Origin of the sequence: Stenotrophomonas sp. SBJS02, from assembly GCF_020428325.2 — a bacterium.
Lineage (GTDB): Bacteria > Pseudomonadota > Gammaproteobacteria > Xanthomonadales > Xanthomonadaceae > Stenotrophomonas > Stenotrophomonas africana.
In genome coordinates, this window is sequence record NZ_CP109812.1 from 1,091,115 (window position 1) to 1,117,091 (window position 25,977).

A 25,977-nucleotide genomic window follows, 5' to 3' on the forward strand; every position below is an offset into this window, starting at 1 on the left:
TGAACATCGGGGAATGGCTTGGTTTCAGGTAGGCCAGTGCCAACCGAGGTTGGCAACTACCAGAGCAGTCAATGCCAACCAAGGTTGGCAACTACCAGAAGCTGCAGCTCAGCGCTTCTGCGCGAACAGCCATTCCCACATTGCCGGGTCCGCATAGGTGGCGTCCCAGGCGTTGTGGTTGCCTTCCGGGTATTCGGTGTAGCGCACGTCGCGTGCGGCGGCGCTCTGGAATGCGACATGCAGTCTGCGGTCGTCGTCCGGTGGCACGACGTCATCCAGTGCACCGTGGAAGATCCAGATAGGTGTGTGCTGCAAGCGCTTCGCGATCACTGTATAGGGGTCGGCCTCTTGGGCGACCTGCTCGACGAACAGGGACGGGCGCTTCGCGCGTGGTGCAAGTACCGCGCCGCACACGGGGACAATCGCGGCAAAGCGGTGCGGGTCATCCAGCGCGATGTTCCAGCTGCCATAGCCGCCCATCGACATGCCGGTCAGATACTGCCGCGTCGGGTCGGCACCGAATTCGGCGATCGTCGCGTCCAGTGCGGCCACGGCCATGCGATTGTTGTTGCCGCTCCATTCCGAGTGCTTCGCCGCCTGCGGGAAAACGACCAGCGCCGGAAAGTCGGGGTGCTCGCGCAGATAGGGACCCAGCCCCGAATACGTCTGCTTGATGCCGTCGCCGCCGCGTTCGCCGGAGCCGTGCAGGAACAGGATGACCGGGAGTTTGGTGGGAGCGGTGGCCTCAACGCCGGCCGGTATGAACACCTGGTAGTAGGCAGTTTCCCCCTCCACCTTCACCGCGCGGGCTTCGAAGCGCCCGCGCGCGCTGTCCGGCAGCGAGGTGCAACCGGTCATCATCAGAAAGGCCAGCAGCGGCAGCCAGCGCGACATCGAACGGACCATGGGATTTCCCGGGGCGGCAGGGTCACCTGCATCCTAGTCCGCCGCGGGTCAACACGGCATCATGCGCTGCGTCACTGCGGGCGCGGAAAACTGGCGATGATGTCCAACTGCTCCTGCGCCTCGGCGTTGCCTTCGGCCGCAGCTGCCTGCACCTGCGTCATGTTCGGATGCAGAACCACCAGCATCGGGTTCTCGCAGACCGGGCAGTCGTACTCGGTGGCATCCTCGTCCAGCTCCATCACCATGGCGCGCGAGCAGCCCTTCCATTCGCAGGCCGGGCAGGTGTGCTGCTGGTCGCGCCAGCCGGGCTGGAAGTAGTTTTCGATCGTTGTTGCCATGGGAGGTTCCAGGAATGGAGGTGGGTCGGAGGCCTGCGTCGCAGGAATCCGACCCCGCAGGAATCAATGCAGCAGGACCAGGGTGGCCAGGCCGAGGAAAGTGAAGAAGCCCATCGAGTCGGTCACGGCGGTGAGGAAGATGCCACTGGCCAAGGCCGGGTCGAAGCCGAAGCGTTTCAGTGTGAGCGGCACCAGCACGCCGGCCAGTGCTGCGAACAGCAGATTGCAGGTCAGCGCGATGGCGATCACCGCCGACAGCCCGGGCGAGTGGAACCAGGCCAGCACGATCAGCCCCAGCACTGAGCCCAGCATCACGCCGTTCAACAGCGCCACCCGCACTTCCTTCCACAGCAGTGTGCGCGCGTTGGACGCGCCCACCTGGCCCAGTGCCAGGCCGCGCACCATCAGCGCCAGCACCTGGGTGCCCGCATTGCCGCCGAGGCCGGCGACGATCGGCATCAGCACGGCCAGCGCGACCAGCTTGTCGATGGTGCCTTCGAAGTGGCCGACCACGCTGGAGGCCAGGAAGGCGGTGCACAGGTTCACCGACAGCCACATCAGGCGCCGGCGCATGGCGCGCCAGACCGGGCTGAACAGATCCTCGTCCTCGTCCAGGCCGGCGGCGCCCAGCGCCTGGTGCTCGGCCTGGCCGCGGATGATGTCCACCACGTCATCGATGGTGATGCGGCCGATCAGGATGTTGTTGTCGTCCACCACCGGCGCGGAGATCCAGTCATGGTCGGAGAACTGCCGCGCCACTTCCTGGTCGCTCTCGCCCACGTCGATGGCCGGCTGCTCGTCGTCGATCAGGCGGTTGATCGGCGTGGTGTCTTCATGGGTGACCAGCGCGGCCAGCGAGACGCGGCCCAGGTACTGGTGGCGGCGGCTGACCACGAACAGGTGGTCGGTGTGGTCCGGCAGTTCGCCGCGCAGGCGCAGGTAGCGCAGCACCACGTCGACGTTGACGTCGGCGCGCACGGTCACCACGTCCGGGTTCATCAGGCGGCCGGCACTGTCCTCGGGATAGGACAGTACCTGTTCGAGGCGCTCGCGGTTCTCGCGGTCCATCGACTTGAGGACTTCGTCGATGACCGTATCCGGCAGGTCTTCGACCAGGTCGGCCAGATCGTCGATGTCCAGGTCTTCGACCGCGGCGATGATCTCGTCCGGGTCCATGTCGGCCAGCAGGCTTTCGCGCACTTCCTCGCCGACGTGGACCAGCACTTCGCCGTCGTCTTCCGGGTCGACCAGGCCCCACACGATGGCACGCTTGCCCGGCGGCAGCGATTCGAGCAGGTTGCCGATTTCGGCCGGCGCCAGGGTGTTGACCAGGCGACGCACCGGGCCCAGCCGACCGCTGTCCAGTGCATCGGACAGCATCCGCAGTTGGCGCGCAGTCTTGTCGTGGCGTACAGCTTCAGCCATCGCAGCTCCCGCGGGATAAGAAAAGCCGCGATCCCGGCAAGGATGCGGCAACAGGGGTGTTCAGCGCGTCATTATCGCAAGGGGATGTTTCAACGCATAGCCGCCGGGTGGCGGCCGGCACCACCCTTGGCGCTCAGGGCGTATCCGCCACCAGCGCCAGCCAGCGCTCGATGGCGCGGCGGTCGCGTGCGGCCAGCAGCTTCGGTGCGCGGGCGCGCAGGGCACCCAGGTCGGCTTCGCGGACGGCCCGGCGCACTTCCAGCAGCGTGCCCGGGTGCAGGCTGAACTCGGTCAGGCCCAGCGCCAGCAGCAGCGGGGTCATCCTTGAGTCACCCGCGATTTCGCCGCAGACCGCCACCGGGATGCGATGACGTGCGCCGGTCTCGATCACCATCTGCAGCAGGCGCAGCACGGCCGGGTGCAGTGGCGAATACAGTTCGCCCAGTGCTTCGTTGTTGCGATCGGCGGCCAGCAGGTACTGCACCAGGTCGTTGGTGCCGATCGACAGGAAGTCGACCAGGTCGATGAAGCTCTCCAGCGCCAGCGCGGCGGCCGGAACCTCGATCATCGCGCCCAGTGGCACGTGGTCGGACACCATGTGGCCTTCGCCGCGCAGCTGTTCGGTCAACTTGAACATGCGCCGACGCACCGCCAGCAACTCTTCGCGGGTGCTGACCATCGGCACCAGCACGCGCAGCTTGCCGTAGGCCGAGGCACGCAGGATCGCGCGCAGCTGGGTGTCAGCCACTTTCGGCCGCGCCAGCGACAGGCGTACACCGCGCAGGCCCAGCGCCGGGTTCTCTTCGTTGCTCAGGGTCAGGCCGGTACGGTCGGCCTTGTCCGCGCCCAGATCGAGCGTGCGGATGGTGACCGGCCGCCCGCTCATGCCCAACGCGGCATCGCGGTAGGTCTGGAACTGTTCTTCTTCGTCCGGCAGCTCGTTGCGCTGCAGGAACAGGAATTCGGTGCGGTACAGGCCCAGTCCCTGCGCGCCCAGCGCATGCGCCTGGGTGACGTCCTCCAGCGATTCGGCATTGGCCAGCAGGGCGATGTCGACCTGGTCGCGGGTGCGGCTGGGTTTGCTGCGCAGGCGGCCGAGCTCGCGCTGCTCGCGCGCATGCTCTTTCAGGCGCGCGCGGTAGTCACGCAGGTTGTCAGCCTGCGGGTTGGCGGTGATGCTGCCGTCGGCGCCGTCGATGATCAGCACGTCGCCATCGGCGATGCGGCTGAGCAGCTGCGGCACGTTGACGATCAAGGGCAGGTGCAGGCTGCGCGCCAGGATCGCGCTGTGCGACAGCGCGCTGCCGGCAGCGGTGACGATGCCGACCACCCCCTGCGTCTGCAGTTGCGCCAGTTCGGAAGGCGCGATGTTGTCACAGACCAGGATTTCGCCCGCCAGGCCTTTCACGGCTGGCGGCCGCTCGGGCTGCAGGAAGGCGTGGATGCGGCCGATCACATGATCGAGATCGTCCATGCGGCTCTTCAGATAGGCATCGTCCATGCCATCGAAGACCTTGGCCAGGCGGTCACGCTGCAGACGCAGTGCATAGCCGGCACTGTAGGGGCCACTGCGGATCAGCTCGTCCAGCCCGAACAGCAGCTCGGGATCGTCCAGCAGCAGCGCATGCAGGTCAAGGAACTCGCCCACTTCCTGGTTCAGTGCACCCTGCAGGCGTTGTCGCAGCTCGTGCATTTCCATGCGTGCGGCATCCACCGCTCGATGCAGGCGGGCCAGTTCGGCTTCGACCTGGTGCGCGGCGACGCGTTGTTCGGCGACTTCAAGCGCATGTGGCAGGCGTACGCGGGCCCGGCCCATCGCGGTGCCACGGGCCGCACCATGGCCGGCCAGCAGCTGTACCGGCCGTTGGCCGGAACTGACCTGGCCGGCGCGTGCGCGTGGCACGCTCAGTTGTCCTCGTCGAAGCGGCGCTCGAACAGGCCGACCACCGCCTCCATCGCGGCAGCTTCGTCCTCGCCGTTGATACGCACCGTGACCGGAGTACCCTGGCCCGCGGCCAGCAGCATCACGCCCATGATGCTCTTGGCGTTGATCTCACGGCCCTTGGCGGCCATGGTCACGTTGCAGCGGAACGGCGCCAGGGTCTGCACCAGCTTGGCGGTGGCCCGGGCATGCAGGCCCAGGCGGTTGCTGACGGTGAGTTCTCGTTCAAGCATCGTCGACTATCGCTCCATTACGGGTACCCGCCGCGGCTGTGGCGGGCAGTTGATCCAGTCCCTGTTCCGGATAATTCATCACCCGCAGCAACATCGGCAGGCTCAGCGCCGACACCCGGCGAACCGGGGTCCCCAGCCGGGCCAGCTGCCCGGCAAGGTTGGCGGGGCTGGCACCGTACAGGTCGGTCAGGATCAGCACGCCTTCCCCGCCATCGACCCGCCGCAGGGCGGCCGAGGCGAGCGGAAGCAGGGCGTCCAGGTCTGCGTCGAACGGTACTTCGAAAGCTTCTGTTTTCAGCGGCAACTGCCGCAGGAGCCGGGTCGCCACGTCAAGCAGGGCGGTCCCGACCCCGGGATGTGTTACGAGGAGAATGCCACAGGTCATTACTGCACGTTAACAGGTCAAGGTGAATTGGCGATAGCAGCAGATGAGGGGCACTGTGTCCCGTATTCAGTGTTGCTCGCTGGCGTGCCCTTTTTCGTTGAAAAAGAGATCCGACGCCATCCGTTTTTCGATGCCTGACAGCGATTCATCCACGCATGGCGTGGATCTACCGTGTCGACCAAGGTCGACACCCACCAACAGCACACGGAATCTGTCAGAGGCGGGGCGGTGTGGGCAGGCAGGACCGTTGGCGCCATGGATGGCGCCATCGAGCCCTCAGGGAGGGGTTCACGGCGTGTCCTGCCTGCCCACATCGCCCCTCCATCCCACGGAATGCCGCTTTTGCTTTTGCTGTTGCTGTTGCCGTCCAGCGGCCGGCACTACCGACGGGTGCCGGGCGCAGCCCCGGCCGACTCTCTCAATCCTGTTCGCGGTGATACGTCGCCACGTCTTCCCAGCCCATCTCGCGGGCATGCCGGGCCATGCGCTCGGCCAGGAACACCGAGCGATGCTTGCCGCCGGTGCAGCCAAACGCCACGGTCACGTAGCTGCGGGTGCCATCACCCAGCTTCGGCAGCCAGGTATCGAGGAAATCCATCAGCTGGGCCAGGTAGCGCTGCACGTCCGGTTGCGCTTCCAGGTAATCGCGCACGCCGGGCTCACGGCCGCTCAGCGCGCGCAGGTCCGGGTCCCAGTGCGGATTGGGCAGCACGCGCGCGTCGAACACGAAGTCCGCCTCGGCCGGCACGCCCCGCTTGTACGCGAACGATTCGAACAGCAGCGAAAGGCGCGTGGCGTGGTCCAACGCGAACTCGGTGATGATCCGTCGCCGCAACTGGTGCACGTTGAGGTTGCTGGTATCGATCACCGCATCGGCCTCGCGGCGCAAGGGAGCGGTCAGCTCGCGCTCGCGGGCGATCGCTTCGGGCAGTGACAGCCCCAGCTGGCTCAGCGGATGGCGGCGACGGGTATCGGCGTAGCGCTTGAGCACGGCCTCGTCGCTGGCTTCGAAGAACAGCACCTTCACTTCCACGCCGGCATCGGTGGCCAGCTGCCGCCAGTTGCCCAGCTGGCTCAGGTCGGACTGGCCGCGAACGTCGATGCCTACGGCCAGGCGGCGTGGTGCGCTGCCGTCATGGTTGGCCAGCAGGCTGCGCACGAAGTCGGGCAGCAGATTGATCGGCAGGTTGTCCGAGCAGTAGTAGTCCTGGTCCTCGAAGGTCTTCAGGGCGACGGATTTACCCGAGCCGGACAGGCCGCTGACGATGATCAGGGTCGGGGCGGAGGGGGTTGCGGTGCTCATGGACAGGCTCTTCGGGGGACAGGGGAATCAGGGCGTTCGCCGTTCCAGCAGGTTGCTGTGACGGGCGATGAACATCGCCGCCGGGTCGATCCCCTTGGTGCGCAGGATATGCAGGCGGGTGGCGGCTTCGGTCAGCACGGCCAGGTTGCGGCCAGGCATCACCGGCAGGGTGATCAGCGGAACATCCAGGTCCAGCACATGGCGGGTGCCCGAGTCGCCGGTCAGGCGCTCGTAGCCATGCGGGGTGGGTTCGGTCATCGGCTTGGTCAGGTGGACGATCAGCCGAAGGTACTTGTTCTTCTTTACAGCCGTGTCGCCAAACATCTCGCGCACGTTCAGCACGCCCAGGCCGCGCACTTCCAGCAGGTCCTGCAGCAGCTCGGGGCAGGTGCCGTCGAGTACGTCGGGTGCGATCTGGGTGAATTCGGGGGCATCGTCTGCCACCAGGCGATGGCCGCGGCTGAGCAGCTCCAGTGCCAGTTCGCTCTTGCCCGATCCGGCCTCGCCGGTGATCAGCACGCCGATGGAATAGATCTCCATGAACACGCCATGCAGGATGACCCGCGGCGCCAGCGTACGGGCCAGGTGGTAGGACAGATGGTTGAGCAGTTCGTGGCCGCGCTTGGGTGACAGCCACAGCGGCGTGCCGGATTCATCCGCGGCGGCGCGCAGGTCTTCCGGGCAGGCCTGGTTGCGGGTCAGCACCAGCGCCAGCGGGTGCGACTGCATGATCTTTTCGATGGTCTCCCAACGCTGGCGTGGTTCCAGCGCATCCAGCCAGGACAGCTCTTCGGTGCCCAGGATCTGCACCTTGTTGGGATAGATCGCATTGAGATAGCCGGCCAGCGACGGACGCCGCGAGACTGTGTTGCCGGCCTCCAGTTCGCGCTTCTCGCCGGACTTGCCGGCAGCCCAGCGCAGCCCCAGCCGCTCGCGCTGCTGTTCGAACAGTTCACGGGCGGTGATGCTGGTATTCATGCGGCACTCGCAGGTGGGGTCATGTCCAGCGCCTCGCGCAGGGCACGGGCATCGCCGGCTGCGCGCAGTGCCTGGCGGATGTCCGGCGCGGAAAACAGCTCGGCCAACTCGGACAGCAGCATCAGGTGCTGGTGGGTGTAGTGGGCGGGGACGGCCATTGCGAACACCAGGTCCACCGGCTCGTCGCCACCGAAGTCGACCGGGGTGGCCAACCGCAGCAGGGCGCCACGGGGGCGGTCCAGGGCTGGCGCGCGGCCGTGGGGAATGGCGATGCCGTGACCGATCGCGGTGCTGCCCAGCGCTTCGCGCTGGCACAGGTTCAGATAGATCTGTTCGGCGTTGGCCTGGCGGCAGGCCAGCAACCCGGCGGCGGCCTGCAGGACGCTGTCGCGGTCGGTGGCCGTGCAGAGCTGGGTCTGCACGGCCGCCAGGAGGTCAGTCAGGGGCATGTCTGCGGGGAACGGTGGCGATCAGCCACCATTGTCGCCCACCGGCAGCGGTGCGTGCTGCTGTTTTTTCTCCTTGTGCTTGATCACCAGACGGTCAAGCTTGTCCGCAAGCAGGTCGATCGCGGCATACATGGTCTGGGCATTGGCCTCGGCGTGCAGGGTCTGGCCGGGGATGTTGAGGCTGGCGTCGACGTGGTGCTCGGTCTTCTGCAGCTTGAGGGTCACCCGCGCTTCGCAGTGCTGGTCGAAGTGCTTTCCGATCCGGGCCAGCTTCTCCTCTACATAGGACTGCAGGGCCGGGGTGACTTCGACATCTTTGCCAAACGTTTCGATGCGCATCGGGTTTCTCCTGTGTTCGGATGTGCCAATGAACCTCTCCGCCGGGCGCGGCGGCGCGTCAAGCGATTCTGACCCTTTCGTGCGAGGCGGAAATGTTCATGGCTTCACGATACTTCGCCACGGTGCGTCGCGCTACTGGAATTCCCGACGATTTGAGCAGGTCAGCCAGCTTGGCGTCAGAAAGCGGCTTGCGCGGGTTCTCGTCGTCGATCAGGCGCCGGATCATCGCCTGGATGGCGGTACTGGACGCCTCACCGCCGCCCTCGGTATCGATGCCCGAGGCAAAGAAGGCGCGCAGCGGCAGGGTGCCGCGTGGGGTACGCACGTGCTTGCGGGCGATCGCGCGCGAGACCGTGGATTCGTGCAGGCCGAGCTCGGCGGCGATCTCGCGCAGGGTCAGTGGACGCAGCGCCTGCTCGCCGAATTCCAGGAAGCCGGCCTGCTGCAGGATCAGGCTGCGCACGACGCGCAGAAGGGTTTCGCCACGCTGCTGCAGCCCTTTCAGCAGCCAGCGCGCTTCCTGCAGCTGTGCACGCAGGTAGCCGGCATCGGCATCACCACAGCGTCGGATCAGCTGCTCGTAACCGCGGTGGATCACCACCTTCGGTCCGGCATGCGCGGCCAGCGCAGCGCGCCACACGCCGTTCTGCCGCCACACCACCACATCCGGCACCACATAGGTGTCCTGCGACAATGGTGCGATCTGCGTGCCCGGGCGCGGGTCCAGTGAGCGCAGCAACGCGACAGCAGTCTCGACCGCGTCCAGCGGCTGCTTCAACTCATGGGCAAGCCCGGCGACGCCGCTGCGCGGCAAACGTTCCAAGGGTCCTGCGGCAATCTGTCGCGCCAGGATCAGGCCGGGCGTGTCGCCGGCCAGCACATCCAGCTGCAGCAGCAGGCATTCGCCCAGCGTGCGTGCAGCCACACCCACCGGATCGAAGCGCTGGATGCGATGCAGCACGGCGAGGATCTCGTCCTCGCCGGCGTGGATCGCCGGCAGCAGGGTTTCAGCGATGGTGGCCAGCGGCTCGCGCAGGTAACCGTCGTCGTCCAGTGCATCGATCAGTGCGGCACCGATGCTGCGATCACGCGAGGACAGATGCGACAGATGCAGCTGCCACAGCAGATGGTCGGCCAGTGTTTCGGTTTCGGCTACGCGCTCGGCGGCGCTGCCATTGTCGTCGTCATCGTCGAAGCTGCCGCCGCTGCCGGCCGCGCTCCAGTCCAGTTCGGTCGGCGCCCAGTCGTCGCCCTCATCGCTGCGCTCTGCAGGCGCTTCGTTGTCGTTGCCATCGCTGCCTTCATTGGCGGCGCTGCTGTCGTTGCTGTCGGCCCAGTCCAGCAGCGGGTTGCTTTCCACTGCCTGCGCGATCTCCAGCTCCAGCTCGGTGGCCGACATCTGCAGCAGCTTGATCGCCTGCTGCAACTGGGGCGTGAGCACCAGTTGCTGTCCCAACGATGTCTGCAGCCGAGTCTTCATGCCTGTGCCGAAAGGAAGGAAAGGGACCCGGCGACTGCTTCACAGCTTGAAGGAATCCCCGAGGTAGACGCGACGTACATCGGCGTTGTCCAGGATCGCCTCCGGCGAACCCTGGGCCAGCACGCTGCCCTCGGCGAGGATATACGCGCGGTCGCAGATACCCAAGGTCTCCCGCACGTTGTGGTCGGTGATCAGCACGCCGATGCCACGCTGCTTGAGGTGGGTGACGATGCGCTGGATCTCGCCGACCGAAATCGGGTCGACACCGGCGAACGGTTCGTCGAGCAGGATCAGGCGCGGTTGTGCGGCCAGTGCGCGGGCGATCTCGCAGCGGCGGCGTTCGCCACCGGACAGGCTGGCGCCGAGCTGGTCGGCGACGTGGCCCAGCTGCAGTTCGTCGAGCAGGCTGTTCAATTCGCGCTCGCGGCCCTTCGAATCAAGGTCCTCGCGCAGTTCCAGCACCAGGCGGATGTTGTCGGCCACGGTCAGCTTGCGGAATACCGACGGTTCCTGCGGCAGGTAGCCCACGCCCTGCTTGGCGCGGGTATACATCGGGTCGCCGGTGATGTCCTTGCCATCAAGCACGATGCTGCCAGCGTCAGCCGCAACCAGGCCGACGATCATGTAGAAGCAGGTGGTCTTGCCGGCGCCGTTGGGGCCGAGCAGGCCGACCACTTCACCGGCGTCGAGCGTCAGCCCGAAGTCCTTGACGACTTCGCGTTGCTTGTACTTCTTGCGCAGGCCCTTGGCGACGAGCATTACTTCTTGCTCCCGGCCGGCTGTGCCGGCGTGGTGGCCTTGGGCTGTGCCGCAGGCGCGGCCGGGGTCTTGCTCTTCGGCGGGATGACGGTGCGCACGCGGCTGCCGTCGCCACCGGAGTTCATTTCGCCGGTACGGGTGTTGTAGACCATGCGCTGGCCAGCGTTGGTGCCGCGCGCGCTGGTGACCTTGTAGTTGCCGGTCAGGGTGATGATCTCGGTCTTGATGTCGTAGTCGATGCGGTCGGCCAGGGCATCCATCCAGGTGCCGTCATCAAGCTGCTGCTTCATCTTGGCCTGCTTGCCGGTGAACACCACACGCACCGCTTCGCCGTCCTTGAGGTAGATCTCGGCCTCGGACGAGCGCAGGTCCAGCGTACCCTGGGTGATGATCACGCCCTGCGACAGCACGGTCTTGCCGTCGCCGGTGAGCATGCCCGACTGGGCGCCGGAATCGATGTGCATGTCTTCGTTGCGGTCGGTGGACTTGGCGAAGGCGGCGCTGGGGACAAGAAGACCAAGCGCGAGTACGGCGGCAAAGGGAATCTTCATCGGGGTCCGTTCTACCGGTGGGGGCCTCCCGGCTGGACCGGGGGCGGGCGGGTGGAGCTGCCGGCCTTGCGCCTGTCCGGAGACGTCGCAGGCTGGCGGCGGAATCAGCGCTTGGGCGTGTAGCGGCCCTTGGACTGGCTGAGGAAATGATACGTGTTGTTCTTCGAATCCACTTCGAAGCCGACGCCGGACTGTTCCATGCCGGGGCGGGTCATGGTCACCAGGGCGTCGGTACGGGCGCGGTTTTCCTTTGGGAACACGTCCAGATGGTCGGTGCGGAAGGTGGTCGGCACGGTGCCCGGGCCGGCCGGGCTGTCGCCAGCGACATTGCCGCGCAGCTTCATCTCGTCGCCCTTGGCACTGAGCCAGCCGGTCTCGGCACGCAGGGTCCAGTGCTTGCCATCCTTGTCCGGCATCTCGAACAGCGGCGTGGCGATGTTGATGGTCTGGTCACCGCGCTGGCGCTCCAGCAGCGGCGCACGCAGCGTGGTCGATTCCTTGCCCTGCTCATCCAGGGCGACGATCTGGAAGTCGTGCAGGACGTAGTCCACGCCGACTTCCTGGCCACCCTTGGCTGGCCCCTTGTCGCGGTTGCGCAGCGCCGCCCAGCTGCTCAGCAGGGCGGCCAGCAGCAGGCCGATGCCGAGCGCGGTGCGCCAGTTGAGGGTGGGCAGGTTCATGCGCCGTACCTCGCCAGTACGGCGTCCACATGCCCCTGCGCGGCCAGCAGGATGTCGCACAGCTCGCGCGCGGCGCCACGCCCACCCTCGCTGCGGGTCTGCCAGTGCACGCGCTCGGCGATCCATGGATGGGCGTTGGCCGGGGCCACCGCCAGGCCGACCGCGCCGAGTGGCGCCAGGTCGGGCAGGTCATCGCCCATGAACGCCACCTGTTCCAGGCCGATGCCATGCTGCGCGCACAGCGCCTGCACGCTGGCCAGCTTGTCGCCCACGGCGATCTGGGTATCGATGCCGAGGTCGGCGCCGCGCTTGAGCGCGGACTGGCTGTTGCGCGCGGTGATCAGCACGGGGTGGATACCGCCCTGCTGCAGCAGTTTCAGACCCAGACCATCCTGCACGAAGTACGCCTTGCTCTCGTTGCCGTCCTTGTCGTAGTACAGCCGACCGTCAGTGAGGGTGCCGTCCACGTCGAAGCAGGCCAGGCGGATTCGGGCCGCAGCGGCATGCAGGTGGGTGGGGAAGGCGGGCAGGGGGGACCAGGGCATCAGGGCGGCAGGCTCGTTGGGGGCAGGTGCGGCGTTACAGGATGAATGGGGTCGATGGACTGTCGGTTAAACCACCCGGGCCCGCAACAGGTCATGAATGTTCAGGGCACCGACCGCGCGTCCCTGGCCATCGACCACGATCAGGCCGGTGATCTTGTGGGTCTCCATCAGCCGGGCCGCCTCGACCGCCAGTTGGTCGGCGCCGATGGTGCGCGGGTTGCGCGTCATCACATCGGCGATCTTCGCGGTACGCACGTCCAGCGCGCTGTCCAGTGCACGGCGCAGGTCACCGTCGGTGAACAGGCCGATCAGCACACCGTCGGCATCGACCACGGCGGTCATGCCCAGCCGTTTGCGGCTCATCTCCACCAGCGCTTCGCTGAGGCTGGCGTCGGCGCCCACGCTGGGCAGGTCGTCGCCGGTGTGCATCACGTCGGTGATGTGCAGCAGCAGGCGGCGGCCGAGGCTGCCGGCCGGGTGTGAACGGGCGAAATCGTCGGCGGTGAAGCCGCGTGCGTCGAGCAGGGCCACGGCCAGCGCATCGCCCATCGCCAGCGAGGCGGTGGTGCTGGAGGTCGGCGCCAGCGCCAGCGGGCACGCCTCGGCCGGCACGCTGACGTCCAGATGGATGTCGGCAGCGGTGGCCAGGCTGGACTGTGGGCGCCCGGTCATGGAAATCAGCACGTTGCCCTGGCGCTTGAGCACCGGCAGCAGCATCAGCACCTCGTCGGACTCGCCCGAATAGGACAGGGCCAGCACCACGTCGTCCTCGGTGATCATGCCCAGGTCGCCGTGGCCGGCTTCACCGGGATGCACGTAGAACGCCGGCGTACCGGTGGACGCCAGGGTGGCGGCGATCTTGCGGGCGATATGCCCGGACTTGCCCATGCCGGTGGCGACCACCCGCCCGCGGCTGGCCAGGATCGCCTGGCAGGCCTGCTGGAAGGCCTCGCCAAGGCGGTCGGCCACGGCATCCAGCGCCTGCCGCTCGATCTCGAAGACGCGGCGGCCACTGGCGACCAGGCCGGCAGGGTCGACGGAACGGGGGGGCAACAGGGATTCGGCCATGCGGACGCCACGCAGCGGAAGTAGAATGGAGGCACATTTTATTAGGAAAGCCCGTTGGACGCCGACACCATCCGCAATCTGATCGAAACCGGCCTGCCCGGCGCTCGCGCCGACGTGCAGGGCGACGATGGCGTGCATTTCGAAGCGACCGTGGTCTGCGAGGCCTTTGCCGGCAAGATGCCGCTGGCCCGCCACCGCATGGTGTATGCCACGCTGGGCGACCTGATGGGCGGCGCGATCCACGCGCTGGCGCTGAAAACCGTGACCCCGGCCGAAGCCGGCTGAACCGCAGAAGATCCCGAATACATGGCCAAGATCGTTGTGACCGGCGGCGCTGCGCTGCACGGTGAAGTGAGCATCTCCGGCGCCAAGAACGCCGTCCTCCCCATTCTCTGCGCGACCCTGCTGGCCGATGCGCCGGTGGAGATCACCAACGTGCCGCACCTGCACGACGTGGTCACCACGGTGAAGCTGCTGGGCGAGCTCGGCGCCAAGGTCACCATCGACCAGGGCACGCTGTCGCGCGGCAGCGCGATCGTGGTCGACCCGCGTCCGGTCAACCAGCACGTGGCACCCTACGAGCTGGTCAAGACCATGCGCGCCTCGATCCTGGTGCTGGGCCCGCTGCTGGCCCGCTTCGGCGCGGCGGAAGTGTCGCTGCCGGGCGGCTGCGCGATCGGCTCGCGCCCGGTCGACCAGCACATCAAGGGCCTGCAGGCGCTGGGTGCCGAGATCGTGGTCGAGAACGGCTTCATCAAGGCCACCGCCAAGCGCCTGAAGGGCGGCCATTTCACCTTCGACATGGTCAGCGTCACCGGCACCGAGAACGTGCTGATGGGCGCGGTGCTGGCCGAAGGCACCACCATCCTCGACAACTGCGCGATGGAACCGGAAGTGACCGATCTGGCGCATTGCCTGATCGCACTGGGCGCAAAGATCGAAGGCCTGGGCACCGCCCGCCTGGTGATCGAAGGCGTCGAGCGCCTGTCCGGTGGCCGCCACGAAGTGCTGCCCGACCGCATCGAGACCGGTACCTTCCTGGTGGCTGCGGCGATGACCGGTGGCAAGGTTACGGTCAACCGTGCGCGCCCGAACACCATGGACGCGGTGCTGTCCAAGCTGGTCGAGGCTGGCGCGACGATCGAGACCACCGATGACACCATCACCCTGGACATGCAGGGCAAGCGGCCGAAGGCGGTGAACCTGACCACTGCGCCGTACCCGGCATTCCCGACCGACATGCAGGCGCAGTTCATGGCGCTCAACTGCGTGGCCGACGGCGTGGGCGTGATCAACGAAACGATCTTCGAGAACCGTTTCATGCACGTCAACGAACTGCTGCGTCTGGGTGCGGATATCCAGGTCGAAGGACATACGGCCATCGTGCGTGGCAGCGAGCACCTGAGCGGTGCACCGGTGATGGCCACCGACCTGCGCGCCTCGGCCTCGCTGATCCTGGCCGGCCTGATGGCCAGCGGCGATACCACCATCGACCGCATCTACCACCTTGATCGTGGCTACGAGAACATCGAAGAGAAGCTGTCTTCGCTCGGCGCCACCATCCGGCGCGTGCCATGATCCTGCGCGGCAAGTTCAGCCCCCGTCGCAAGGCGCTGCTGGCCCTGGTGCTGATCGTGCTGGCATGGCTGGGCTATGCCTGGTACGCCAACATCGCCATCACCCAGGGCATCGAGCAGAAGGACATGGACTGGAACGGTGATGGCACGGTCACGCGTGATGAAATCATCGAGTCGTTCTATGCGGTCGCGGTGAACGACAGCCAGGACGGCAACCGTCATTGCCGCACCTTCGTCTGGCGCAGCACCGGTGAGCAGATCCGCGTGGACTGCCGCACCGAGTTCAAGGCGGCCGAAGAGAAGCCGGCCGAAGCGAAGAAATAAGAAAACGCCCGCGAAAGCGGGCGTTTTTCTGGGTGCGCGGATCTCCGGTCAGTTCATCGCCCTGATGGTCAGGTCCAGCGCATCGCGGCCGCTCTCACGCTGCAGCATGCGCGCCGGCACCGGGAACTCCGGCACGATCCAGGCGATCAGCTCCTTGTTGCCGTCGGCACGCGAGACCTTGGTGGCCTCGTAGCTCTTGCCGCCCACGGTGATCGACTCCTTGCCGATCACGCGGTAGGTCATGTTCTTGATGCGGCCTTCGTCGACCATGCGATAGGTCAGCGGCTTGCCGGCGGCGAGGTCACGGGCGATCGCCAGGTTGATCAGCAACGCGTCCATGTCGCCCGCCTTCAGCGCGATGGGGCCCGCGCGGTCCGGCTTGATGTCGCCGGTCCAGGTGGCCTGGTTGCTGGTCCAGTTGTAGTTGGCCTGCACATTGCGCTTCTTCACCAGTAGCGCCGAACGGTCCTGGCTGCTGAGCGGGCGCAGCTGGCCACGTACTTCCTCGAACACCGTGCTCTGGCTGAGGTCGGCCAGCTGGTTCTTCACCTGCAGACTGTAGCGCCACTTGTTGCTGCCTTCGCTGGCCAGGGTCATGGTGCCGTTGGCCTGCATGCCCATGTAGCTGGCCAGGTAATCCGCCTTGAACGGTTCCAGGGCCATGGCTGGCAGGCTGGCCACGGTCAGGGCAGCGGCTGCGATCCAGGTGAGGGGGCGGGTCAGGGTGTTCATGCTCAGACTCCTTGGTATTCGATCAGGCGCAGATCGACGCGGTCTTCGCCGTCTTCGCGTTGCAGGATGCGCACCGGGGTGGGGACACCGTTGGCGATCCAGAGAATGGTTTCGTTTCTGCCACCGTTGGTCCGGTAGACCCGCAGCGCGTTGTAGGACAGGTCGCCGACCTCGACGTTCTCGGTCTGCGGCGCGGCCTGGTAATCGTGTTCGCGGACCTTGCCCATGTCCACGTAGCGGTAATGCAGGGTGGCGCCCGGACGGGCATCGCGCATGATCGCCAGATTGATCAGCAGCGCACTCTGGTCGCCCGCCTGCAGCGGGATCGGCTGCGCGCGTTCCTTCTTGACGTCACCGGTCCATTGCGCGGTGCCAGCCTGCCAGTTGTAGGTGCCGACCGCCTTCTTGCCCAGGAACAGGCCCTTGCGCACCGTGCTCTGGCTGAGCGGCGCATACACGCCGCTGCGTTCCTCGAACACCGTGCTCTGTTCGATGTTCAGGCCCAGCACGCTGGCAAAGCCGCGGCGGCCGACCACCTGCATGTCCACCCGCCACTGGCTGCCGCCGGTGTGGGTGACCTGCATGCTGGCATCACCCGCTTCCTTGCCCTTGTAGAAGGCCTGGTAGGTGGCGCTGAACGGCTGCAGCGGCGGTGGCTCCCAGGCCAGTGCCGGTGGCATCGGTACGGCCGGGGCATTGGCAGGCGGCTGCGCCGCAGGCACCGCTGCCGGCGAGGTGGCGGGCGCCTGTGCCTGGCCCCAGCCTACGCCGGGGAACACGACAAGCGACAGCAGCAATGAAGTGGGCAGCAGGGTCGTGGTCTTCATGAAGGACAGGAACCGCAGGAGGAGGGCAGGATGCCAGCCCCGCAGTCAGCGGGGCGTGTGCATGGGGACTACCGGTTCAGGTTCCCGGCGGAATCTAGGGCCAATGGGCTAAACAGGGGGTGACCGTCCAGTTGCGGCTGGCCCTCCCGTTCAGCCAGGCGGCCGGCGCACAACAGCTCCAAGGTGGCGATCAGCAGCGGATGCTCCACCGCCAGCACGCGCGCGGCCAGGGCCTGCGCGTCATCATCCGGCTGCACCGGTACACGTACCTGCGCCAGCACTGCGCCCGCATCCAGCTCGGGCACGACCAGATGCACGCTGGCACCGTGTTCGGCGTCGCCGGCCTGCAGCGCACGGGCGTGGGTGTCCAGGCCCTTGTGCAGCGGCAGCAGCGATGGATGGATGTTGACCAGGCGGCCATTGAAGCGCTGTACGAAGGCCGCGCCGAGGATGCGCATGTAGCCGGCGCAGACGATCCAGTCCGGCTGTACTGCGGCCAGCGCATCGCCAAGCGCCTGCTCGTAGCTGGCGCGGTCGCTGAAGGACTTCGGTGCGTGCGCCCAGCGCAGGTCCGGTGCAACGCGCTGCAGGGCCTCCGCGGCGGGGCGGTCGGAAAACACGCCGACCACCTCGGCGGGCAGGCGGCCGTCGGCAATGGCATCGAGGATGGCCTGCAGGTTGCTGCCGCGACCGGAGGCGAGCACGGCAATGCGGGTGGGCGCGGTCATTGCTGGACGCTCCGGCGGACCAACGGCCAGGTCAGCAGGCTGCCCACGGTGGCCATCAGCATGTCGGCATGCGCGTCCCACATGTCGCCCTGCTGCCCGTTGTAGGCTTCGGCGGCATCCGGCGACAGGGCCAGCGCGATGGCCCACTCGAACCACTCGTAGACCAGGCTGGCGCACATCACCGTCATCACCGCCAGGGTGAAGGCCTGGCCCAGCCGCAGCGCCGGCCACGCATGGCGCGCCAGCTGCAGCAGCGCGGGGGTGAAGCAGACGCCGAACAGGAAGTGGATGAGGCGGTCGAAATGGTTGCGCTGCCATCCGAAGGCCGCATTCGGCGACCAGCCGGTCAGCGTCTGCGCCCAGGCGTCGTAGGGCACGTTGGAATACAGCCAGCGCGCGGCCACGCAGTGCAGAGCGATAAAGCCGCAGATGGCGATGAAGGCTCCGTTGTCCAACCAGCCACCGCGACGGTCGACCCACAGCAGCGCGGCCAGCCCGACCACGGTCAGGGTGCTGTGCAGGGCCTGCTCGGTAGGCCACAGCGGGTGGACCCAGCTGATTGCAAACACCGCCAGCACGGCAGCAAAGGCCAGCTTCTTGGGGCCCGAGAAACGGTGGGTGGTGGGCGAAGCGGTGGTCGGTAGCGCAGGCGCGGACATGGGAAATCGATCAGGAAAGGACGGGACGTCTGCCGGCAGGTTCAGACACTGAGGTGGTCACCACGGTCGAACAGCGCGGCCATTTCAGGCTTGGACAGGAACACCCAGGCATAGGCGGCCAGGCCCATGCCCAGCGGGCCGGCCAGTACGCCCAGCCAGGCTGCGCGCTGGCACCAGGCCAGCCCGGTGCGATGTGACAGCTGGCGCGCGGTGTGCAGCTGCACGAAGCCCAGCACGGCCGCCAGTGCGGCGATCGACGCATAGACCGTGGTCAGCATCCAGGCATCGTCCAGCCCGCGTGACTCGGCCACCCAGCCGCTGAGGCCGAGGAACGCCACTGTGGCGACCCAATGGAAGCCGGCCAACGCGTAGAACAGCACTTTCAGGGTCTGCAGATGGCTGGTCAGCTGCAGCTGCGCCAGGGCCTCGTGCGGCAGCGGCGGCGGATTGCCGGAGGCGGTCATGCGGTCGCGGCGGGAAGGTCGAAGGCGGCCTTGACCTGCGGCCGCAGCAGGGTGATCAGGCTGAACACCCCCAGCGCAGTGCCGATCGGCGCGAACAGGCAAGCCAGTCCGGCCACGATCAGGCACAGCAGGTAGCGGCGGCGACGGGTCAGGCAGCGGCCGGCGTAGGCCACGAACGCGCCCAGGGTCACGCCACCGAACACGATGACGCAGCCGACGATGGTGAATATCCAGCCGAACAGGCGCTGCTCGGCCGGCGACGACGGCTGGCCGCCGGAATTCATCGGCAGGTTGCCGGTGAGCGCGGTGATGCCCAGCACGATGTGGATGATGAAGATCAGCGAGAACAGCGCGATCAGCCCGCCGACCACGTAGTGCGCGATGGCCAGCATGCGCAGGTGGTCGGCATCCTGCGCGCTGAACACCGGTACCGTCGCCAGCGGCGGCGGCACGGGTGTGGGCGACAAGGGGGGCGTTGCGTCCATGCGGGCTCCTGGGTTGCCGGGATCAGCCGATGTGGACGCGCTCGGCGCCTTCGGCGGTGACCACCTGGCCGATGGTCCAGTGCTCCAGGCCCTGCGCCTTGACCGCGTCGGACAGTGCGGCCACCTGGTCCGGCGCCACGATCAGCACGAAGCCGATGCCACAGTTGAAGGTGCGCCACATTTCGCTGTCGGCTACCGCGCCTTCCTTCTGCAGCCACTGGAACACCGGCGGCAGGGTCCAGGACGAGGCCTGGATGTCCAGGCCGAGGCCTTCGGGCACCACGCGGATGATGTTCTCGGTCAGGCCGCCACCGGTGATGTGGGCCATGCCATGGATGGCGGCACCGTGCGACTTCAGCAGCGACAGGATCGGCTTGACGTACAGGCGGGTCGGCGCCATCAGGGCATCGACCAGCTTCACGCCGCCTTCCAGCTCCAGATCGGCCGGGCGGCCTGCGCGGTCGTAGATGCGGCGCACCAGCGAGTAGCCGTTGGAGTGCGGGCCGGAGGAGGCGATGCCGATCAGCACGTCGCCGGCAGCCACGCTGGCGCCGTCCTTCAGCTCGCTCTTCTCGACCGCAGCCACCGTGAAGCCGGCCAGGTCGTACTCGCCGGGGGCATACATATCGGGCATTTCAGCGGTTTCGCCGCCGATCAGGGCGCAGCCGGCCTCGGTGCAGCCGTTGGCGATGCCGCCCACGACCGCCGCGGCGGTGTCGATGTCCAGCTTGCCGGTGGCGAAGTAGTCCAGGAAGAACAGCGGCTCGGCCCCCTGCACCAGCACGTCGTTCACGCACATGGCGACCAGGTCGATACCGATCGTATCGTGGCGGTTCAGCTGGTGGGCCAGCTTCAGCTTGGTGCCCACGCCATCGGTACCCGACACCAGCACCGGCTCGCGGTACTTGTTGGACAGGTCGAACAGGGCGCCGAAGCCACCCAGGCCGCCCATCACTTCCGGGCGGAAGCTGCGCTTGACCAGGGGCTTGATCCGCTCGACCAGTTCGTTGCCGGCGTCGATGTCGACACCCGCGTCACGATAGGTGAGGGGGGAGGGGGCGGAAGACGGGGTGTTGGTCACGGGCGTCGGCGCTGGCAGGGGTTGAACGGCCGATTTTAACAGGCCGCATTGGCGCAAAGGCCGTATTCGGGCAACAATTCCCCCGGATACGTCGAGCCAATGGATGTCCTGATGCGCCGCAGCCTGATTCTGACCCTGCTCCTTGCGCTGAGCCTGCCGGTGGCCACGATGGCCCAGAGCGGCCTGCGCACCGAGGGTGATGTTGCCACCGCCACTGGCGCGTACGAGGCCGAAGTGCCCGTCAACAGCCAGGCCGAAGCCGATCGCAACGGCGCCCTGGCCCGCGCCTTGAGCGTGGTACTGGGCAAGTTGTCCGGCGATCGCAGCGTGATGTCGCGCCCTGGCGTGGCGCAGGCGCTGCGCAATGCCAAGGATTACGTGGCCAGCTACGACTACAAGCAGGACCAGAGCGTGAGCGCCAGTGGCGCCCCCAGCTTCCGTACCCTGCTGGTGGCCCGCTTCCGCGAGGACGATGTCGATTCGCTGGTGTCGGCGCTGGGCCTGCCGCTGTGGCCGCAGCCGCGACCGAAGCCGGTGCTGTGGCTGGCCGTCGACGACGGCAGCGGTCCGCGACTGGTCAGCGTGCAGCAGGCCAACGCCGCGCGCCCGTTGCTGAACCGCGCCATCGAACGTGGCTACAAGCTGGGCCTGCCCAGCGGTGGTGCCGCCGAACAGGCGCTGGCCGGTGCCATCTGGCGCCAGGACAGCGCCGCCGTGGCCCGCGCCTCTTCGCGCTACTCGCCGCCGATGCAGCTGATCGGCAAGCTGTACCGCGCCAACGGCGGCTGGCAGGCGGACTGGGTGTTCGTCGACAACGGCCGTGAGCTGAACAAGTGGACCAGCAAGGACGCCAACGCCATGCGCGCGATGGCCGCCGGTGCCGATGGTGCCGCCGATGCGCTGGTCAAGCGCTATGCCAAGGCCGGCGCGGCCGTCGGCCAGGCCGGCACCTATCGGGTGGTGGTCACCGGCATCAACAGCGCCGATGACTACCTGCGCCTGGCTGCCGGCCTGCGCGAGGTGCCGGTGGTGCGCAACGTCACCCCGCTGCACGCTTCGGCTGGCCAGCTGGAGCTGAGCCTGGAGATGACCACCGGCCTGGTCGGCTTCAACCGCATGCTGGGCGACAACGGTGTACTGGTGCCTAGCGCCGCGCTGCCTGCCCTGCCGACGCCGATCGACGACACCACCGGTGCCCCGGTCGCTGCGCCGGTCAGCAACGAGTACCGCCTGCGATGAACCTGACCCCGGAAGCGGAAATCGCGCAGTTCCTGCGCCGCCTGAAGTACATCCTGTTCGCCGGCCTGATCGGCTGGGTGGTATGGCTGCTGGCGCCGATCCTGACCCCGTTCGTGCTGGCGCTGGCGCTGGCCTGGCTGGGCGATCCGCTGGTGGACCGCATCGAGGCCACCGGCCGTTCGCGCATGACCGGCGTGGTGCTGGTGTTCGCGGCGATGGTGCTGGTGATCGTGGCGCTGCTGTTGGTGCTGGTGCCGATGATCGAGCGCCAGATCACCACCTTGATCGCGGCGGCGCCGCAGGCACAGGCGTGGCTGATGGAAAAGGGCATTCCCTGGTTCGAGCAGAAGACCGGCCTGGAAGTGATGCAGTGGATGGACCCGGACCGCCTGATCGAATGGGTGCGCAGCCACTGGCAGCAGGCCGGCGGCTTCGCGACCACGTTCATGGGCTATGTCTCGCGCTCGGGCTTTGCGATGGTGACCTGGGTGGTCAACATCCTGCTGCTGCCGATCCTGGCGTTCTACTTCCTGCGTGACTGGGACAAGCTGGTCGAGCGGGTGGCGTCGGTGATTCCACGCAACCAGATCGGCACCATCAGCGCGTTGGCGCGTGAATCCAACGAGGTGCTGGGCGCGTTCATCCGCGGCCAGTTCCTGGTGATGCTGGCGCTGGGCGTGATCTATGCCGGTGGCCTGTCACTGGTCGGCCTCAAGCTGGGCCTGCTGATCGGCCTGATTGCCGGCCTGATCAGCTTCATTCCCTACCTGGGCGCGACCACCGGCATCCTGATGGCGATCGTGGCCGCGCTGGTGCAGGCGCAGGGCTTCGACCTGAAGCTGCTGATCCTGGTCGGCGTGGTGTTCACCGTGGGCCAGCTGCTGGAAAGCTACGTGCTGACCCCGCGCATCGTCGGCGACAAGATCGGCCTGCACCCGGTGGCGGTGATCTTTGCGGTGATGGCCGGTGGCCAGCTGTTCGGCTTCCTCGGCATGCTGCTGGCGCTGCCGGTGGCAGCGGTGACCAACGTGCTGCTGCGCTACGCGCACCAGCGTTATCGCCAGAGCGAGCTGTACGTGGGTGAGAAGCCGGCGATCGTGCTTGATGGTGTTGTTGACCAGCCCCATATCATCATTCCGAATGACAAGGGCCCCGACCTGAAGTGATGGGTGTGCCGCAACTGCCGCTGGCCCTGCATTACCCGCGGGACCAGCGCCTGGAGACCTTCATCGGCGCGCCGGACGGCGCGCTGGCGCAGCTGCGCGCGATCGCGGTGGGTGCCAGCCACGACTGGGTCTACCTGGAGGGTGCGGCGGGCACCGGCAAGACCCATCAGCGCTGGCGATGTGCTCCAGCGCAGAGCAGGCCGGGCGGCTGCCGACCTACGTACCGCTGGCCAGCGCCGCGGGGCGCGTACGCGCGGCGCTGGACGGGCTGGAAGCACGCGAGCTGGTGGCGCTGGACGGCCTGGACGAGGTCGCCGGCAACCGCGAGGACGAGATCGCGCTGTTTGATTTCCACAACCGCGCGCGCGCTGCAGGTGTGACCGTGCTGTACACGGCGCAGAAGGCGCCGGAAGAACTGGGCCTGGTACTGCCCGACCTGCGTTCGCGGCTGGGCCAGTGCGTGCGTGTGCTGCTGCAGCCGCTGGACGAGGAAGGTCGGGCAGCGGTGCTGCGCGAGCGCGCGCTGCGGCGTGGGCTGGCGATCGACGAGGCGTCCATCGAGTGGCTGCTGTCGCACACCGGGCGCGAGCTGGGTGGGTTGATCACGCTGCTGGATTGGCTGGATCGCGAATCGCTGGCGGCGAAGCGGCGGATCACCGTGCCGTTCCTGCGCCAGGTGCTGGAAGAAGGCCGGCCTCGATACTGAGGGTGGGGTTTGTTTGCAGGGCTGCGCCCTGCACCCGCAGAAGCAACGTCAACGTCAAAAGCTGGCTATCCGTGGGATGGCGGGGGGGGGGGGCGGTTGCGCGGGACGCTGCAAGTACGTCCATGTAAGCTCGGTCGCCGCATCCATGCGGCTCACGCCCCCGCAACCGGACCCACCCCGCCTTCGACAGGTTCCCGCGATCTGCCGGGATTGCGTACTGCACTGCTGACTGCTGTTGGTGGGTGTCGACCTTGGTCGACACGTGTCTTGCTTGTGGTGGGTGACGACCGTTGGTCGTCACCAGAGCAAGCGCAGCGAAGCGACCCGCTCTTGCTTTTCTTTCTTTCTTCCGTGGCTGGACGCCCACGGAAACTGTCAGTGGCCGGTCGGGGTGGGTTCGCGGGGGTGTCCGCGGCATGGATGCCGCGGCCAAGCCCCCAGGGACGGGTTCACGGCGTCCCCCGCGGGCCCACCCCGCCCGGCCAAGCAAGGCTTCTGCTCTCAAAACGTCCAGCCACGAGGGGCTCAGCCGTTCGCCGCCAACTCAACATCCAGCGCGCGCAGGCGATCCACGGTACCCACATCGGTCCAACGCCCGCGATGGTGCTGCCCCGTCATCAACCCCTGCGCCATGAAATGCTTCTGCAGCGGCACCACCGAGAACTTCGGCGGAACACGCTCGCTACCCGGCGCATCGCCGATCACCGTGCGCCAGTCGGCCACGATGGAGGGGCGATACACGCCGATGCCCGCGTAGGTCAGGCACGGCCCTTGGCGGTCGTGGTGCAGCAGGCCCTGCGCGTCCAGCCGGTAGTCGCCGTCCGGGTGCTGCGCGGGATTGTCGACCAGCACCAGGTGCGCCTGGCCCTGTGGCTCGCGGGGCAGCGTGGCGAAATCGAAGTCAGTCCAGATGTCACCGTTCACCACCAGAAACGGGGCGTCGCCCAGCACCGGCAACGCGTTGAGGATGCCGCCGCCGGTTTCCAGCGGGGTCTGCCCTTCATACATGAAATGCAGGCGCAGGCCCCATTGGCTGCCATCACCCAGCGTCGCCGGGAACTGCTCGGCCAGCCATGCGGTGTTGACCACCACCTCGCGCACGCCGAGTGCGGCCAGGCGTTCCAGGTGCCAGACGATCAGCGGCTTGCCGGCCACTTCCAGCAGCGGCTTGGGCGTGTGCAGGGTCAGCGGGCGCATCCGCTCGCCGAGGCCAGCAGCAAAGATCAGTGCCTTCATCGGGCCACGCGCATCGGTGCGGCCAGGTCGGCCAGCGCTGGCTTGATGCGGTGCTCCAGCAGTTGCTGCAGCGGTGCCAGCTCGCGGTAGCGCGGCAGCACTTCATCCAGATAGGTGATGAAGCGCGGCGCGTCGTCGAGGTAATGGCCCTTGTTGTCGCGGTAGCGCAGGCGGCAGAACAGGCCAAGGATCTTCACGTGGCGCTGGATGCCCATCCAGTCGGCATCGCGCAGGAAGGTGGCGCGGTCGGGCACCGGCAGGCCGGCGTCGCGGGCACGCTTGTGGTACTGCGCCAGCCACTCGTCCACACGCTGCAGCGGCCAGCTAAGGAACGCGTCCTTGAACAGGCTCATCGCATCGTAGGCGATCGGGCCGCGCACCAGGTCCTGGAAATCCAGCACTGCGGGACCATTTTCGACCGGCATCAGATTGCGCGGCATGTAGTCGCGGTGGGTCATCAGCTGGGCCTGGCCCAGCGCGTTGTCCATCAAGCGGCGGTGTACCAGCTGCAGCCCCTCGATCTCGCCGCAGTCCAGCTCCAGGTTCAGGTGGCGCTGCAGGAACCATTCGTCGAACAGGCCGGCATCGCGCTGCAGCAGTGCTTCGCCGAACTGGCCGAAGTCGGCCGGCACCGGGATCGCCTGCAGACGCAGCAGCTGTTCGATCGAACGGCCGAACCATTCGTCAGCGTTGCGCTCATCGAGGATCTTCGCCAGGGTCGGGCCGCCGAGATCTTCCAGCAGCAGGAAACCGGCATCCAGATCCTGTGCCAGCAGCGCGGGCACACGCAGGCCGTAGTCGTGCAGCAGGCCGCGCATGCGCAGCCACGGCCGCGGATCTTCCAGTCCCGGCGGGGCATCCATCACGATGTGGCTGCCACCGGTGCTGGTGGTGCGCCAGTAGCTGCGCATGCCGGCATCGACCGAGGCGCGTTCGACCACCGCGCTGGCATCATCGAGCTGGGTACGGGCCCACTGCAGGCGCTGCGCGCTGCGCTGGGGGTCGGAGGCGGGTTCGGTCATGCAGGCATATCCGGGCGCGCCGGGCGCGCCTTCGTCGGGAACAGGAAGGGAAGGGGAGCGGGGTCAGCGGCGGCCGCTGAACAGGCGCAGGACGGCCAGCACGGCCACCGCACCCACTACCGCACCGAGGAAACCGGCCGGCTCACCGGGGGCGTACCAGCCCATGTACTGGCCGAACCAGCCTGCCACCAAGGCGCCAATGATGCCCAGCACGATGGTCAGCAGGCAGCCCATGCGGTTGTTGCCGGGCATGAAGAAACGCCCAAGCAGGCCAACGAAGAAGCCGACCAGGATGATGTAGAGCCAGCTGCTGCTGCCGAACAGACCATTCATGCGCGCGATTTCCACCA

General features: G+C 67.2%; 31 protein-coding genes and 1 pseudogene. 6 read left to right on the forward strand and 26 right to left on the reverse strand.

The window, feature by feature from the left end:
* Positions 1-108: 108 nt before the first annotated feature.
* The 16 genes from FQS62_RS05125 to FQS62_RS05200 all read right to left on the reverse strand — a co-directional run bounded on the left by FQS62_RS05125 (position 109) and on the right by FQS62_RS05200 (position 13,381).
* Entirely contained in the window at positions 109-906 is a 798-nt protein-coding gene (locus FQS62_RS05125) for a carboxylesterase family protein (RefSeq protein WP_208044180.1), read from the reverse strand.
* A 71-nt stretch (positions 907-977) separates the two neighbouring features.
* Complete coding sequence (locus FQS62_RS05130; protein WP_049444182.1) at positions 978-1,244, reverse strand: hypothetical protein; 267 nt, start codon at positions 1,242-1,244, stop codon at positions 978-980.
* A gap of 63 nt (positions 1,245-1,307) precedes the next feature.
* Complete coding sequence (mgtE, locus tag FQS62_RS05135) at positions 1,308-2,669, reverse strand: magnesium transporter (protein WP_049444183.1); 1,362 nt, start codon at positions 2,667-2,669, stop codon at positions 1,308-1,310.
* Positions 2,670-2,802: 133 nt separating this feature from the next.
* Entirely contained in the window at positions 2,803-4,572 is a 1,770-nt protein-coding gene (ptsP, locus tag FQS62_RS05140; RefSeq protein WP_049444185.1) for a phosphoenolpyruvate--protein phosphotransferase, read from the reverse strand.
* A gap of 2 nt (positions 4,573-4,574) precedes the next feature.
* Positions 4,575-4,844, reverse strand: a complete 270-nt coding sequence (locus FQS62_RS05145) for an HPr family phosphocarrier protein (protein ID WP_046983647.1) — start codon at positions 4,842-4,844, stop codon at positions 4,575-4,577.
* A complete protein-coding gene (locus FQS62_RS05150; protein ID WP_010483657.1) occupies positions 4,837-5,229 on the reverse strand; it encodes a PTS sugar transporter subunit IIA in 393 nt (130 codons plus the stop codon). The genes FQS62_RS05145 and FQS62_RS05150 overlap by 8 nt, the downstream gene beginning before the upstream one ends.
* 418 nt (positions 5,230-5,647) lie before the next feature.
* Positions 5,648-6,532, reverse strand: a complete 885-nt coding sequence (gene rapZ / locus FQS62_RS05155) for an RNase adapter RapZ (RefSeq protein WP_049445847.1) — start codon at positions 6,530-6,532, stop codon at positions 5,648-5,650.
* 27 nt (positions 6,533-6,559) lie between these two features.
* The gene (hprK, locus tag FQS62_RS05160; RefSeq protein ID WP_005408388.1) at positions 6,560-7,510 is read right to left on the reverse strand and encodes an HPr(Ser) kinase/phosphatase; all 951 of its coding nucleotides are present in this window, start codon (positions 7,508-7,510) and stop codon (positions 6,560-6,562) included.
* The gene (locus FQS62_RS05165) at positions 7,507-7,959 is read right to left on the reverse strand and encodes a PTS sugar transporter subunit IIA (protein WP_049445845.1); all 453 of its coding nucleotides are present in this window, start codon (positions 7,957-7,959) and stop codon (positions 7,507-7,509) included. Before FQS62_RS05165 ends, hprK begins: the two co-directional genes overlap by 4 nt.
* A gap of 21 nt (positions 7,960-7,980) precedes the next feature.
* Positions 7,981-8,298, reverse strand: coding sequence for a ribosome hibernation-promoting factor, HPF/YfiA family (raiA, locus tag FQS62_RS05170; protein WP_004147311.1), 318 nt, complete (start codon positions 8,296-8,298; stop codon positions 7,981-7,983).
* A 58-nt stretch (positions 8,299-8,356) separates the two neighbouring features.
* Positions 8,357-9,778: an RNA polymerase factor sigma-54 gene (locus FQS62_RS05175; RefSeq protein WP_088481061.1), complete on the reverse strand. Its 1,422-nt coding sequence runs from the start codon at positions 9,776-9,778 to the stop codon at positions 8,357-8,359.
* A gap of 39 nt (positions 9,779-9,817) precedes the next feature.
* Entirely contained in the window at positions 9,818-10,537 is a 720-nt protein-coding gene (gene lptB / locus FQS62_RS05180) for an LPS export ABC transporter ATP-binding protein (RefSeq protein WP_010483646.1), read from the reverse strand.
* The gene (gene lptA, locus FQS62_RS05185) at positions 10,537-11,088 is read right to left on the reverse strand and encodes a lipopolysaccharide transport periplasmic protein LptA (RefSeq protein WP_049445841.1); all 552 of its coding nucleotides are present in this window, start codon (positions 11,086-11,088) and stop codon (positions 10,537-10,539) included. The genes lptB and lptA overlap by 1 nt, the downstream gene beginning before the upstream one ends.
* A gap of 104 nt (positions 11,089-11,192) precedes the next feature.
* Positions 11,193-11,768: an LPS export ABC transporter periplasmic protein LptC gene (lptC, locus tag FQS62_RS05190; protein ID WP_049445839.1), complete on the reverse strand. Its 576-nt coding sequence runs from the start codon at positions 11,766-11,768 to the stop codon at positions 11,193-11,195.
* On the reverse strand, positions 11,765-12,313 hold the full coding sequence (locus tag FQS62_RS05195; RefSeq protein WP_208044181.1) for a KdsC family phosphatase: 549 nt from the start codon (positions 12,311-12,313) through the stop codon (positions 11,765-11,767). The genes lptC and FQS62_RS05195 overlap by 4 nt, the downstream gene beginning before the upstream one ends.
* Positions 12,314-12,379: 66 nt before the next feature.
* On the reverse strand, positions 12,380-13,381 hold the full coding sequence (locus FQS62_RS05200) for a KpsF/GutQ family sugar-phosphate isomerase (RefSeq protein ID WP_049445836.1): 1,002 nt from the start codon (positions 13,379-13,381) through the stop codon (positions 12,380-12,382).
* 54 nt (positions 13,382-13,435) lie between these two features.
* On the opposite strand from FQS62_RS05200, the gene FQS62_RS05205 reads away from it, so the two are divergent.
* From FQS62_RS05205 to FQS62_RS05215, 3 genes are read left to right on the forward strand one after another with little or no spacing between them, the layout of a single operon-like run.
* A complete protein-coding gene (locus FQS62_RS05205) occupies positions 13,436-13,666 on the forward strand; it encodes a BolA family protein (protein WP_005408396.1) in 231 nt (76 codons plus the stop codon).
* A 21-nt stretch (positions 13,667-13,687) separates the two neighbouring features.
* On the forward strand, positions 13,688-14,959 hold the full coding sequence (gene murA, locus FQS62_RS05210; protein WP_049445833.1) for a UDP-N-acetylglucosamine 1-carboxyvinyltransferase: 1,272 nt from the start codon (positions 13,688-13,690) through the stop codon (positions 14,957-14,959).
* Positions 14,956-15,282 (forward strand): hypothetical protein, encoded by a 327-nt coding sequence (locus FQS62_RS05215; RefSeq protein ID WP_049445831.1) that lies wholly within the window; start codon positions 14,956-14,958, stop codon positions 15,280-15,282. The genes murA and FQS62_RS05215 overlap by 4 nt, the downstream gene beginning before the upstream one ends.
* 48 nt (positions 15,283-15,330) lie before the next feature.
* On the opposite strand, the gene FQS62_RS05220 is transcribed toward FQS62_RS05215, so the two are convergent.
* The 7 genes from FQS62_RS05220 to purM form a co-directional block, all read right to left on the reverse strand.
* Positions 15,331-16,014, reverse strand: coding sequence for a DUF3108 domain-containing protein (locus FQS62_RS05220; RefSeq protein WP_049445829.1), 684 nt, complete (start codon positions 16,012-16,014; stop codon positions 15,331-15,333).
* 2 nt (positions 16,015-16,016) lie between these two features.
* Positions 16,017-16,841 (reverse strand): DUF3108 domain-containing protein, encoded by an 825-nt coding sequence (locus FQS62_RS05225; protein ID WP_099589292.1) that lies wholly within the window; start codon positions 16,839-16,841, stop codon positions 16,017-16,019.
* Positions 16,842-16,909: 68 nt separating this feature from the next.
* The gene (gene purN / locus FQS62_RS05230; protein WP_208044182.1) at positions 16,910-17,569 is read right to left on the reverse strand and encodes a phosphoribosylglycinamide formyltransferase; all 660 of its coding nucleotides are present in this window, start codon (positions 17,567-17,569) and stop codon (positions 16,910-16,912) included.
* Positions 17,566-18,228 carry a DUF2238 domain-containing protein gene (locus tag FQS62_RS05235; protein ID WP_049445823.1) on the reverse strand — a complete coding sequence of 221 codons (663 nt, stop codon included), beginning with the start codon at positions 18,226-18,228 and terminating at the stop codon, positions 17,566-17,568. Before FQS62_RS05235 ends, purN begins: the two co-directional genes overlap by 4 nt.
* A 41-nt stretch (positions 18,229-18,269) precedes the next feature.
* Positions 18,270-18,692, reverse strand: a complete 423-nt coding sequence (locus FQS62_RS05240) for a hypothetical protein (RefSeq protein ID WP_049445821.1) — start codon at positions 18,690-18,692, stop codon at positions 18,270-18,272.
* The gene (locus FQS62_RS05245) at positions 18,689-19,177 is read right to left on the reverse strand and encodes a hypothetical protein (protein WP_049445819.1); all 489 of its coding nucleotides are present in this window, start codon (positions 19,175-19,177) and stop codon (positions 18,689-18,691) included. Before FQS62_RS05245 ends, FQS62_RS05240 begins: the two co-directional genes overlap by 4 nt.
* 22 nt (positions 19,178-19,199) lie before the next feature.
* Entirely contained in the window at positions 19,200-20,258 is a 1,059-nt protein-coding gene (gene purM / locus FQS62_RS05250; protein ID WP_049445817.1) for a phosphoribosylformylglycinamidine cyclo-ligase, read from the reverse strand.
* A 99-nt stretch (positions 20,259-20,357) separates the two neighbouring features.
* Here purM and FQS62_RS05255 point away from each other — a divergent pair, with 99 nt between their 5' ends.
* From FQS62_RS05255 to hda, 3 genes and pseudogenes are all read left to right on the forward strand, one after another.
* Positions 20,358-21,497: a DUF2066 domain-containing protein gene (locus FQS62_RS05255; protein ID WP_088481067.1), complete on the forward strand. Its 1,140-nt coding sequence runs from the start codon at positions 20,358-20,360 to the stop codon at positions 21,495-21,497.
* Positions 21,494-22,663, forward strand: a complete 1,170-nt coding sequence (locus tag FQS62_RS05260) for an AI-2E family transporter (protein ID WP_049445813.1) — start codon at positions 21,494-21,496, stop codon at positions 22,661-22,663. Before FQS62_RS05255 ends, FQS62_RS05260 begins: the two co-directional genes overlap by 4 nt.
* A pseudogene (hda, locus tag FQS62_RS05265) lies at positions 22,663-23,369 on the forward strand (DnaA regulatory inactivator Hda). The gene FQS62_RS05260 and the pseudogene hda overlap by 1 nt, the downstream one beginning before the upstream one ends.
* Positions 23,370-23,894: 525 nt before the next feature.
* Here hda and murU read toward each other — a convergent pair.
* From murU to FQS62_RS05280, 3 genes are all read right to left on the reverse strand, one after another.
* A complete protein-coding gene (murU, locus tag FQS62_RS05270; protein ID WP_088479804.1) occupies positions 23,895-24,605 on the reverse strand; it encodes an N-acetylmuramate alpha-1-phosphate uridylyltransferase MurU in 711 nt (236 codons plus the stop codon).
* Positions 24,602-25,627, reverse strand: coding sequence for an aminoglycoside phosphotransferase family protein (locus tag FQS62_RS05275; protein ID WP_208043930.1), 1,026 nt, complete (start codon positions 25,625-25,627; stop codon positions 24,602-24,604). Before FQS62_RS05275 ends, murU begins: the two co-directional genes overlap by 4 nt.
* A 63-nt stretch (positions 25,628-25,690) precedes the next feature.
* Positions 25,691-25,960, reverse strand: coding sequence for a GlsB/YeaQ/YmgE family stress response membrane protein (locus FQS62_RS05280; protein WP_049434469.1), 270 nt, complete (start codon positions 25,958-25,960; stop codon positions 25,691-25,693).
* Positions 25,961-25,977 lie beyond the last annotated feature (17 nt).